The sequence below is a fragment of the Pseudomonas sp. TAA207 genome (assembly GCF_001529285.1).
Lineage (GTDB): Bacteria > Pseudomonadota > Gammaproteobacteria > Pseudomonadales > Pseudomonadaceae > Aquipseudomonas > Aquipseudomonas weihenstephanensis.
Genome location: NZ_LLWJ01000050.1, coordinates 1 through 11795, shown reverse-complemented (window position 1 = coordinate 11795; position 11795 = coordinate 1). Strand labels below are relative to the sequence as shown.

The following is an 11795-nucleotide window of genomic DNA, read 5'->3' as shown; positions in this document are numbered from 1 at the left end:
CTCCCACGCTTGATCGCGCCTGCAAAGGCATAAAACACACCCGCACTCTACGGGTTTGGCCCTGAACACACTCTGAACAATAGTCCAAGAGTACCGGCCCCCTACCCAGCTCGGCCCAGACCCGGCAAAATGCGCGGCATGACCCGACTCCCCGCCTTGCCCGCCTGCTGCACGCCCTTGCGTGCCGACTGGCCCATGCCCCAGCCACTGCCCGGCAGCGTATGGCGCAGCACAGACTTCGTTCCGGCACAGCTTGGCGTGGATGACTTTGCGCGCAGTGCCATCGATATGCCCGCCAGTATTCAACGCTCGGTGGCCAAACGCCAAGCCGAATTTCTGGCCGGGCGCCTGTGCGCTCGCGCCGCCTTGCTGCAATTGGACGGCACCCTTGGCGCACCCGCCATCGGCGAAGACCGGGCGCCCGTGTGGCCCGCGCACATCAGCGGTGCCATCACCCACAGCAACGGCCGCGCCGCGGCGGTGGTAGCGCTCAAGCGTGACTGGCAAGGCATTGGCATCGACCTTGAAAACCTGCTCAGTGCAGAACGCGCGCAGCGTCTGGCCAAAGAGATCCTGACCCCGGCCGAGCTGGAGCGCATGGCCGCCAGCCCTCCTGAGCACATGGCGCTGGGGGTCACGCTGACGTTTTCGATCAAGGAAAGCTTGTTCAAAGCCCTGTATCCGCTGGTGAACACGCGCTTTTATTTTGAACACGCCGAAGTCCTCAGTTGGACGCCGAACGGGCAGGTGCGCTTGCGCCTGCTGACTGATCTCTCTGAGCACTGGCAACACGGGCGCGAAATCGACGGCCAATTTGCGCTGACTGACGGTCAGTTGTTGAGCCTGGTGGCCATTCACGGCGTGCCGCATCAGCGCCCCTGACGCCACGCCCGAGTGCGCCCTGCGCAATCGCTTCACCCGCTCATGACATAGACCTGCGTCATGCTTTATGCGGCTTTGCGCAAACGCCATTATTGGCCCGGCATGCCTGCATGCTATCGTTTGCGCCCCCTAATCGAGCGTATGGCCACTATGCCCGTGACGTCCCGTTATCTGCGTTTGGCGCTGTACACCGTGTTAATCCTGATGGGAGCGGCGGTGGTTGGCAGTTGGGCCATGCAGCAGGCCAAGCAGCAGGCATTAGTAGAAAGCGCCCGACGCGGCCCCGAGCAGTTGAACCTGTATGCCAACTCGCTGCACACCCTGATTGAACGCTACCGCGCATTACCGGCTGTTTTGGCACAAGACCCCGAGTTGATTTCGGCGCTGGCGGGGCCGGTCACGGCCGACATACAGACCCAGCTCAACCGCAAACTTGAACGTATCAACGGCGCCGCGCAGTCTTCGACCCTGGAGTTGCTCGACAGCACCGGCCTGGCAGTTGCCGCCAGTAACTGGAACACCTCCAACAGTTACGTCGGCCATAACTACGGATTTCGGCCTTATTTCAGCCAAACCCGCAGCCAGGGCACCGGGCGCTTTTTTGCCGTGGGTGTGACCAGCGGGATTCCGGGCTACTTTTTATCCAGTGCACTGCACGATGCCAACGGCGCGTTTTTGGGCGCTATCGTGGTCAAGCTTGAATTCCCGGAGCTGGAGCGCGAATGGAGCCAGGGCAACGACACGCTGCTGGTCAGTGATGCACGAGGCATTGTGTTTATTGCCAACCAGCCCGGCTGGCGTTATCGCCATCTACGCGCGTTGAACGACACTGACCGCAGCGAGATTGCCACCACCCGTCAATACGACAAACAGCCGCTCAGCCTGATGGCCACACGCACGCTGCAAAGCTTTGGCGACAACAGCTACCTGAGCCGGGTTGACGGCCCCGGCGGCCCGGCCGATTACTTGTGGGGTTCACTGGCGCTCAAAGCCGAAGGCTGGACCTTGCACTTGTTACGCAAGCCGCCCACTGCTGCCGAGGATGGGCGAAATGCGGCGCTGGCCGCCATCGGCCTGTGGCTGACACTGGTTTTCCTGGGGCTTTTTTTGCTGCAACGCTGGCGCATTGGAAGGTTGCGCCAGCGCAATCGCGAAGAGCTTGAGCAACTGGTTGAAGCCCGCACCAAAGATTTGCGTACCGCGCAGGACGGGCTGGTGCAATCGGCCAAGCTCGCGGCGTTGGGGCAGATGTCAGCAGCGCTGGCCCATGAAATCAACCAGCCTCTGACCGCCCAGCGCATGCAATTGGCGACCCTGCGCCTGCTGCTCGACCACGGTCGTATTGAGGACGCCTATAAAGCGCTGACACCCCTTGAGCACATGTTGACACGCATGGCGGCGCTCACAGGCCACCTCAAGACCTACGCCCGGCAAAGCCCCAGCGGCCTGCGCGAACGGCTGGACCTGGCCAGTGTGGTCGATCAGGCCTTACAGCTGGTAGAACCACGCCTGAAGGAGGAAGGGGTTGAGTTGGACATCCAGCTCATACGCCCGGCCTGGGTGCGCGGTGATGCCATCCGTCTGGAGCAAGTGCTGATCAACCTGCTGCGTAACGCGCTGGATGCCATGCGCGACACCCCGCGCAAGCACCTGGAGATTCGCATCGAAGCCGATCAACAGCTGTGGCACTTGACCCTCAGCGACAGCGGAGGCGGTATCAGCGACGAACATTTGGGTAAAATTTTCGACCCCTTCTTCACCACCAAACCGGTGGGGGATGGATTGGGCTTGGGGCTGGCGGTGTCTTACGCCATTGTTCACGAACTCGGCGGCCGCCTGACCGCTTGCAACCATGCCGAGGGCGCGCTGTTCACGCTGACGCTGCCCATCGCACAGGAACTTTGACCCATGCTCAACTCGGTAATCGTGGTCGATGATGAAGCCAGCATTCGGTCTGCCGTGGAACAGTGGCTGAGCCTGAGCGGCTTTGAGGTGCAGTTGTACAGTTGCGCCGAAGACTGCCTGAGCCAGTTGCCCGCACACTTTGCCGGGGTGATTGTCAGCGACGTGCGCATGCCAGGCATGGGCGGGCTTGCCTTGCTCACACGTTTGCAACAACTGGACCCCGATTTGCCGGTGATTTTGCTCACCGGCCACGGCGACGTGCCGATGGCCGTCGAAGCCATGCGCGACGGCGCCTACGACTTTCTGGAAAAACCCTTCAGCCCGGATGCGCTGCTCAGCAGCCTGCGCCGCGCCCTGGAAAAGCGTCAACTGGTGCTGGAAAACCGGCGCTTGCATGAACAGGTCGACCTGCGCGAACAGATCGAGGGGCGCCTTTTGGGCGTGTCCCGCAGCTTGCACACCTTGCGCCGCCAAGTCATGGACCTGGCACCGTTGCCGGTCAATGTATTGATTCGCGGTGAGACCGGCAGCGGCAAGGAGCTGGTTGCCCGTTGCCTGCATGACTTTGGCCCGCGTGCCGACAAACCGTTTGTGGCGCTCAACTGTGCCGCCATCCCCGAGCAATTATTCGAAGCAGAATTGTTCGGGCATGAAAGCGGCGCCTTTACCGGGGCGCAAGGCAAGCGTATCGGCAAGCTCGAATACGCCGATGGCGGCACCTTGTTTCTCGACGAGATCGAAAGCATGCCACTGGCTCAACAAGCCAAACTGCTGCGGGTATTGCAGGAGCAAAAACTGGAGCGGCTAGGCTCCAACCAAAGCATTCATGTGGACTTGCGGGTGATTGCCGCCACCAAACCGGACTTGCTGGAAGAAGCCCGCGCCGGGCGGTTTCGCGAAGACCTGGCCTACCGCCTGACGGTGGCCGAATTGCGCCTGCAACCCTTGCGCGAGCGCCGCGAAGACATCCCGCTGTTGTACGAATATTTCTCGCGCAGCGCCGCTGAACGCTTGGGCCGTAGCGTGCAACCGATGAGCGGCGTGCAATTGACCACACTGCTCAGCCACGACTGGCCAGGCAACGTGCGCGAACTGGCCAACGTGGCCGAGCGTCAGGTGTTGGGCCTGGGTGAACCGCAATGGGATGAACCTGAGGTGGGGCAATCGCTGGTGGCCCAACAAGAAGCCTTTGAGGCCCAATGCCTGCGCTCAGCCTTGACCCGGCACAAAGGCGATATCAAGGCAGTGATGGCCGAGCTGCAACTGCCGCGCCGCACGCTCAACGAAAAAATGCAGCGTCATGGCTTGGTGCGAGAAGCGTTTTTGAATGACGCTTGATATCGGTTCGCAGACGCTGGCTCAGCCGCATCGGCGGAAATCCGCTCACCGCAAAGTGTGAATCAGCGGATTTCCGCTCACTTATCAATTGAACCCCTTATAAACCGGGGGTTCACATCTTGGCACAACTCCTGCTATTGCCCCGTAAGCACGCGTTTTGACGCGCTATAACAAAACCAAAAATAGAAGGATCCATTTAATGGATAACGCCAGTTCCCTGCCTGCCGGGTCGGCCTCTACGACCCCACCAGAAAAGACCACCTCCAGTCGCATCAAATCCATTTTCAGTGGTTCCGTCGGCAACATGGTCGAGTGGTACGACTGGTATGTGTACGCGGCTTTCTCGCTGTACTTCGCCAAGGCCTTTTTCCCTAAAGGCGACACCACTGCACAACTGCTCAACACCGCCGCGATTTTTGCCGTGGGCTTTTTGATGCGCCCCATCGGCGGCTGGCTGATGGGCCTGTACGCTGACCGCAAAGGCCGCAAGGCCGCGCTGATGGCTTCGGTGCTGCTGATGTGCTTCGGCTCACTGATCATCGCGCTGTCGCCGGGTTACGAAAGCATCGGCGTCTGGGCGCCAGTGCTGCTGGTCTTTGCCCGCTTGCTGCAAGGCTTGTCGGTGGGTGGCGAATACGGCACCTCGGCAACCTACCTGAGTGAAATGGCCACCAAGGAGCGCCGCGGGTTCTTCTCCAGCTTCCAGTACGTGACCCTGATTTCGGGTCAGCTCATCGCGCTGGGCGTGTTGATCGTGTTGCAACAAACCCTGACCGAAGAGCAACTCTACAGCTGGGGCTGGCGTGTGCCGTTTGTGATCGGTGCGCTGTGTGCAGTGGTCGCGCTCTACCTGCGTCGCGGCATGGAAGAAACCGAGTCCTTCAAAAAGACCAAGGTCAAGCCTAAAGAAAGTGCCATGCGCACCTTGCTGCGCCATCCCAAAGAGCTGATGACGGTGGTCGGCCTGACCATGGGCGGTACGCTGGCGTTCTACACCTACACCACGTACATGCAGAAATACCTGGTGAACACGGTGGGCATGAGCATTTCGGACTCGACCACGATTTCGGCTGCCACGCTGTTCCTGTTCATGTGCATTCAACCGCTGGTAGGCGCGCTCTCAGACAAAGTGGGGCGTCGTCCGATCCTGATCGCGTTCGGCGTGCTGGGCACCTTGTTCACCGTGCCAATCCTCACCACGCTGCACACCATCACTACGTGGTGGGGCGCGTTTTTCCTGATCATGGCGGCACTGATCATCGTCAGCGGCTATACCTCGATCAACGCGGTGGTTAAAGCAGAGCTGTTCCCGACTGAAATTCGCGCACTGGGTGTGGGCCTGCCGTATGCCCTGACCGTGTCGATCTTTGGCGGCACGGCCGAATACATCGCACTGTGGTTCAAAAGCGCTGGCATGGAAACCGGTTACTACTGGTACGTCACGGCGTGTATCGCCTGCTCGCTGCTGGTGTACGCCACCATGAAAGACACCCGTAAACACTCGCGCATCGAGACCGACTAAACGTCGTCTGCCAAGGCTGCGTAGCCGCGGCTTCAATGCGAAGCGGTCCTGGACCCAATGACGGCGGTGCCTGTAAGGCACCCCGTCAAAGGGTTTAGCGGTCGCTTTACCGGTTGCGTTGAGTCCTGAGCAACCTGCCCCTGCAACTCCCCCCGCCATTAATTGCGTAAGATTTTTCGGAATTAATTGTCCGTTAATTCCAAAAGCTCACGCTCAACCTCAATAAAGCCCCTGAAGCGATACGCGTTTTGATCGAAGGCTTAACGCCCGAATGATCGCAACGTGAATCGGCGAAGCCGTGCCTTAATACATCGAACAAAACGATTCTTTAGTGCTATTTTTTGCGCTTTTTAATCGAATTGATCGGCGTAACCTTAGAGCCATACCCACTTAACACCCCTTACACGCAACACGGAGCACCACCATGAAAACCTCACTGATCCTCGCCACTGCCCTCTCTGCCCTGGCCCTCAACGCCTTTGCCGCTGACGGTTTTGATCGCACTCACTCGGCGACCTTTGCAGAGGACGGCTACAGCCGCACCCACTCAGCCACGTTTGCTGCCGACGGTTTTGATCGCACTCACTCGGCGACCTTTGCTGAAGATGGCTATGACCGCACGCAAGGTGCCCGCTTCAGCTAACACCTGAACGCGGCACATCAGCCCGGCCTCGGCCGGGCTTAGTCATTTTTGGGGACGCAAAACCTGCCGTCGCTGCCGAGGGCTGCGAGCTGATTCAAATCAAGGCCAATCACTCACAACCGGTTGAGACAAACTTTGTCTTTCGCCCCATTGCCTTGCACTATAGGGCCTTCTAATTCAGCTGTTTACGGACACTTCTGATGCCTGACGATATCCATTTCTACGAACCATCCCTGGGCCACGGTCTGCCCCACGATCCGTTCAACGCCATTGTCGGGCCGCGCCCGATAGGCTGGATTTCGTCACAGGATGCCCAAGGCCGGCTGAACCTTGCGCCTTACAGTTTTTTCAACGCGTTCAACTACATCCCGCCGATCATTGGTTTTTGCAGTGTGGGGCGCAAAGACAGCCTCAACAACATTGAGCAAACCGGCGAGTTCGTCTGGAACCTGGCCACGCGTCCACTGGCCGAGGCCATGAACCAGAGCTGCGCCAGAGTCGGGCCGGATGTGAATGAATTTGAGCTGGCGGGGCTGACGACTGTCGCGTCGCGGGTGGTGAGTGTGCCGCGGGTGGCTGAAACACCAGTGTCATTCGAATGCAAGGTGACGCAGATTATTCAGCTGCAACGTGCAGACAAGGCATTAGTGCCCAGTTGGCTGATTTTGGGTGAAGTGGTGGCGGTGCACATCGCCAAACATCTGCTCAAAGACGGGATTTACGACACGGCCGCCGCCGAACCGATCTTGCGCGGCGGCGGCCCGGCAGATTACTTCCAGCTTGGCCCTGAAGCACTGTTCAAGATGCACCGCCCCCAATAACTACCAGACCAGTTCAGCGTCTTCGCTCACGCCTTGCAGGGCGTGAAGTTGCTGCTCGGCGGCAGCATCGGCTGCCGTCGCGGTGCTGAAGGTCTGGCCCGGCAAAATCGTGTGAAAGCGCGGTGCACCACCTTCGTACAAGGCTTTAACGGCTATCGCTGCGTGGTAAACCCCAGGTTCCACCGGAACCACTGCCGAGACGGCTTCAAACTGTGCAAATTCCTTACGTGCCATGTTTCAAATTCCGGCCTGTGAAAAAGCGGCATTCTACCCGCTTAACCGGTGCGCTGGCGCAAACCTGCGCAGGCCACCTCGCTGAAGGTCTGAAAATCCAGGTGATCGACAACCTGTTCATGCACCAGCTCGCTGTAAACCTGCATCACCGGTGAGTGGAAGTACGCCTGCATCGACGGCTCATCTTGCCAATACCCTGCGACGTGCCACAGCAACGGGTCGCTGTGGGAATGTTGCAAGGCAAAATGCAGGCAACCGGGCGTTTGCAGCGTAGGTTCAATCAGTTGGTTCAGGCATGTCTGGACTTGCGCCGCACAGCCAATGCGGGCGCGTACCAAGGTCGTGTGACTGACAACAGGGGACTGGGGCATGGTGGCCTCCACAAAAGAAAGTGGCGTGAGGGGAGGTTCAAAGCTTAGGGGCCACCGTCACCTGACCGTTAGTCGATTCCTGCCCCTGGATTGCACAATTGTGCCAAACAGCCCACTCGCGAAAAACTCATCGCCCATGCACTCACCTCACTCTCAGCGGCCGTTTCAAGCAATCTCCCTGCCCTGAAACGCCGTCTGCACGTCACTTGCGGTGTGGCCTGACAGGATCAGGCAAGTGTGCGGCAGAAATTGGCTACCCCCCTGCCTTGCACAAACTTAAGCTAGGGTCCCATCACCGCTGAATCAGGACGTGCCGATGTCACTGCTGGAACCGCCCCAGGCCACACTCGACGCTGCCCTCGAAGAAAAACGCGTGGAGTTGGCTGACCTTATCTATCGCCATACGCGCGAGGACGGCACCGTCCAAAGCGCTGTCGGCGCGCTGTTCATGTCGCGCTACAGCTACTCCAGCGACTTTTCGCCCAGCTTGCCGCAACCGGCCTTGTGCATCCTCGCCCAGGGCCGCAAAGAAGTGCGGCTGGGCGATGAGTATTTCGCCTACGATCCGCTTAATTATCTGGTGGTGAGCGTGTCGATGCCCATCAGTGGCCGGGTGGTGGAGATATCACCCGAACGCCCGGTCCTGGCCCTGCGCCTGGACATCGACCCGATGGAAATCAAAACGCTGATCAGCGATGCCGGGCCCATAGGGATGCCGTCGCGCACGGCCGGACGCGGCCTGTACGTCGAGCCAATCGATCAAGTCATGCTTGACGCCCTTTTGCGCCTCACCCGGCTTCTGGACACCCCGCGTGACATCGCCATGCTCGCGCCGTTGATTCGCCGCGAAATTCTTTACCGCTTGCTGCGTAGCCCGCTGGGCTACCGGCTGTATGAAATTGCTACCGAAAACAGCCAAACCCACCGTGTGAGCCGGGCCGTGTCATGGCTCAACGGTAATTTTGAGCAACCGTTGCGTATTGATAGCCTGGCCCGTGAAGCCAATCTCAGCGTGTCGACGCTGCATCACCGCTTCAAGGCAATGACGGCCATGAGCCCGCTGCAATACCAGAAACAACTGCGCCTCAATGAAGCTCGCCGCTTGATGCTCTGCGAAGGGCTCGACGCGTCAGCGGCAGGCTATCGCGTGGGGTATGAAAGCCCGTCGCAATTCAGCCGCGAGTACAGCCGCCAATTCGGCGCGCCACCGGTCAGGGATCTGGCGCGCCTGCGCATGCGTTTATAAGCCCAACGATTGCTGCCATTGGTGTTGATCAATCTCGATCACGCTAGGCCCCTGTCGGCCTGCCGCCGTGGCCAGCGCCGTGCGTAATTGCGCTTCATCCGCCACAGATTCCGCCGCGCAGCCCAACGCTCTGGCGACACCCACCAGGTCGGGAGTGTAGATGTCGACACCGACTGGCTCGATACCGCGGTTGAGCATGTATTTTTTGATTTCGCCATACCCCTGGTTATTCCACAGCAGCACGATGATGGGCGTGCGCGCTTCCACCGCGCTGGCCAGCTCCGCCAAGGTGAACTGCAAACCGCCATCACCGATCAGACACACCACCGGGCCACCCGCCTTGCCTGCGGCACGCCGCCCCAACCAGGCGCCAACAGCGGCAGGCAACGCATAACCCAGCGTGCCGTAGCCGGTGGCCGAGTTGAACCAGCGCCGTGGCTGCGCAGGGTTGAAGGTGAAATTGCCGGTATAGACGGGTTGGGTGGAATCGCCCACGCAGACCGCGTCTGGCAAGACGTCGAATACGCAGTGTATGAAGTGCGTTTGCGCGCGAGTCGGCGCGTCCCATTGAGCATCCACGTCAAGCCGCAAGCGTTGCGCGCGTGCAGCCCCCCAAGCGGTTTCGCGTGGGGCCAGCGAACGTTGACTGAGCGCAGCCAGTAACGCCTCGGCGGCCAACCGCGCATCGGCCACCAGCGCCAGCGTCGGCAGATAGTTGCGCACCGTCTGGTCGCTATCAATGTCGATGCGCAGCAAAGCGCCGGGGATCTCAAACCCTCCGCCAAAAAATACGTCGTAGTCGGTTTCCGCCAGCTCCGTACCGATGGCCAATACCACATCGGCCTCAGCCACCAATGCCCGGGTGGCCGCCAGCGATTGCACCGAGCCGATCAATAACGGGTGCGCGGTGGGCAGCATGCCTTTGGCGTTGATGGTCAATGCGACGGGGGCGCCTAAGCGTTCAGCCAATAAGGTAAGCGCCGGGGCCGCGTCAATGGCGCCGCCTCCGGCCAGAATCAGCGGACGCCTGGCGTGCATCAGGCGCTCGCTCATCTGCTCAATAGCAGCAACTGAAGGGCCGGGGCGCGCAAGGGTCATCGGCGGGCTGTGGAGCAGCGCGTCTGCATTTTCAACCAGCACATCCAGCGGGATCTCGATATGCACCGGCCTTGGCCGTGCGGCCTGAAACAGCGCAAATGCTCGCGCCAGCACGCCGGGCAACTCGGCCGCCGACATCAAGGTGTGGGAAAACGCAGCCACACCCGCCACCAGCGCACCCTGATTGGGCAACTCATGCAGTTTGCCGCGCCCCCCGCCCAACTGGCTGCGCGACTGCACGCTGGAGATCACCAGCATCGGGATCGAGTCCGCGTAGGCTTGGCCCATCGCCGTGGCGATATTGGTCATGCCCGGCCCGGTGATGATGAAACACACGCCCGGTTTGCCGCTGCTGCGCGCATAGCCGTCGGCCATAAAACCTGCGCCCTGCTCATGACGCGGGGTAATGTGCCGGATGCTGGAACCTGCCAGCCCCCGGTACAGCTCAATGGTGTGCACCCCGGGAATACCGAAAACGTGCTCAACGCCGTAGGCTTCCAATAACTTGACCAACACTTCGCCGCAGGTAGCCATCAATTACGCCCTCTCTTGTTGTGCCTGGGACTGGACATCGCAGCCTGGACGACGGGGTCCCGATGGCAACCATTGAAGCGAGCGCAGGTAGCGCGCACAACGTAAACCTGCTCATACTGGCCATGTCCTGCACGCATGGCTCAGCCCCTATGAAACGCTTACCGCCTCTTCCCGCATTGCACACATTTTTGATCACGGCCCACCACTGCAACTTCACCCGGGCGGGCGAGCACTTGCACATCACCCAGGGCGCCGTCAGTCGACAAATCGCCGGGCTTGAAGATCAATTAGGGTTTGCGCTGTTCCACCGTCAGGCGCGAGGTTTGAGCCTCACCGAACAGGGCCAGGCATTACTGCCGCGTATTGAGCAAGCCTTTAACCTGATCGACGAAGCCATCGAACACGCCAGCATTCGTCGCACACCGCTGCAACTCAAAGCCCCGAGCTGCCTGTTGCGCTGGCTGATGCCCAAGTTGCAGGACTGGCAAACCCTGCGCCCCGACGTACCCGTCGAACTCACCAGCAGCGTGCACCACGGGGTAGATTTTCGGCATGAGGCGTTTGATGCTGCGGTGGTCTACAGCCCTTTACCGGGGCCAAAGCGCCAAGGCCAACACTTGTTCGACGAACAGCTCACCCCGGTTTGCGCCCCACAGTTGTTAGAGGGCAGCGCATCGCTCAACAGCCTGCGTGACCTGGAGCAACACACCTTACTGCACCCCAGCCGGGACCAACGCGATTGGGCGCTGTGGTTGAGTGCGGCGGGCGCGGATGTTGCGACAACGCGTAAAGGGCAGTATTTCGACACCCTGGACCTGGCCATGACCGTAGCGGCGCAAGGCAATGGTGTCGCGATTGGCGACTGGTCGTTGGTGGGGGACGATGTAAAGGCAGGCCGATTGGCCATACCGTTTGATTTGAAGGTAAAAACCGGCGCGGCGTATTACCTGGTGTGCCCGCCCCGCAGCGAACCGTCCGCGCCCTTGCGTGAACTGATGCACTGGCTGGTGGAAAAAGCCGCTGAGACCCGTAACGGCTGACGCGTAAACCATTGACCGCTTCGCGCTCGATCGCAGCCTCGTGTTACTCGTCAGCGACTACAAAACGTGGAGAGCCGGGGAGAACCGTGGAGAACCGTGGAGAACCGTGTAGCCGCTGTCGAGCGTGCGAGGCTGCGTACGGCTGCGCAGCAGTCGCAAAA

General features: G+C 60.2%; 11 protein-coding genes. 8 read left to right on the top strand and 3 right to left on the bottom strand.

Annotated elements, in window-relative coordinates:
• Window positions 1-138 precede the first annotated feature (138 nt).
• From AP059_RS02820 to AP059_RS02795, 6 genes are all read left to right on the top strand, one after another.
• A complete protein-coding gene (locus AP059_RS02820) occupies window positions 139-882 on the top strand; it encodes a 4'-phosphopantetheinyl transferase family protein (protein ID WP_059761836.1) in 744 nt (247 codons plus the stop codon).
• 150 nt (window positions 883-1032) lie between these two features.
• Complete coding sequence (locus AP059_RS02815; protein WP_059761835.1) at window positions 1033-2787, top strand: ATP-binding protein; 1755 nt, start codon at window positions 1033-1035, stop codon at window positions 2785-2787.
• 3 nt (window positions 2788-2790) lie between these two features.
• On the top strand, window positions 2791-4125 hold the full coding sequence (locus AP059_RS02810; RefSeq protein WP_048362833.1) for a sigma-54-dependent transcriptional regulator: 1335 nt from the start codon (window positions 2791-2793) through the stop codon (window positions 4123-4125).
• A 199-nt stretch (window positions 4126-4324) separates the two neighbouring features.
• On the top strand, window positions 4325-5647 hold the full coding sequence (locus AP059_RS02805) for an MFS transporter (protein ID WP_048362832.1): 1323 nt from the start codon (window positions 4325-4327) through the stop codon (window positions 5645-5647).
• A 424-nt stretch (window positions 5648-6071) separates the two neighbouring features.
• Window positions 6072-6290: a hypothetical protein gene (locus AP059_RS02800; RefSeq protein WP_059761796.1), complete on the top strand. Its 219-nt coding sequence runs from the start codon at window positions 6072-6074 to the stop codon at window positions 6288-6290.
• Between the two features lie 200 nt (window positions 6291-6490).
• Entirely contained in the window at window positions 6491-7111 is a 621-nt protein-coding gene (locus AP059_RS02795) for a flavin reductase family protein (RefSeq protein ID WP_048362830.1), read from the top strand.
• Here the strand turns inward: AP059_RS02795 and AP059_RS02790 are convergent, their stop codons facing one another.
• Both AP059_RS02790 and AP059_RS02785 read right to left on the bottom strand, forming a co-directional pair.
• Complete coding sequence (locus tag AP059_RS02790; RefSeq protein ID WP_048362829.1) at window positions 7112-7345, bottom strand: hypothetical protein; 234 nt, start codon at window positions 7343-7345, stop codon at window positions 7112-7114. It lies immediately after the preceding gene.
• A gap of 41 nt (window positions 7346-7386) precedes the next feature.
• On the bottom strand, window positions 7387-7716 hold the full coding sequence (locus AP059_RS02785) for a putative quinol monooxygenase (RefSeq protein ID WP_059761795.1): 330 nt from the start codon (window positions 7714-7716) through the stop codon (window positions 7387-7389).
• Between the two features lie 316 nt (window positions 7717-8032).
• Here AP059_RS02785 and AP059_RS02780 point away from each other — a divergent pair, with 316 nt between their 5' ends.
• Window positions 8033-8962 carry an AraC family transcriptional regulator gene (locus tag AP059_RS02780; protein ID WP_059761794.1) on the top strand — a complete coding sequence of 310 codons (930 nt, stop codon included), beginning with the start codon at window positions 8033-8035 and terminating at the stop codon, window positions 8960-8962.
• Here the strand turns inward: AP059_RS02780 and AP059_RS02775 are convergent.
• Window positions 8957-10594 (bottom strand): 5-guanidino-2-oxopentanoate decarboxylase, encoded by a 1638-nt coding sequence (locus tag AP059_RS02775; protein WP_059761793.1) that lies wholly within the window; start codon window positions 10592-10594, stop codon window positions 8957-8959. The two genes, AP059_RS02780 and AP059_RS02775, sit on opposite strands and share 6 nt — an antisense overlap.
• A gap of 149 nt (window positions 10595-10743) precedes the next feature.
• Between AP059_RS02775 and AP059_RS02770 the strand changes: the two genes are divergently transcribed.
• Window positions 10744-11634 (top strand): LysR substrate-binding domain-containing protein, encoded by an 891-nt coding sequence (locus AP059_RS02770; RefSeq protein WP_059761834.1) that lies wholly within the window; start codon window positions 10744-10746, stop codon window positions 11632-11634.
• Window positions 11635-11795 lie beyond the last annotated feature (161 nt).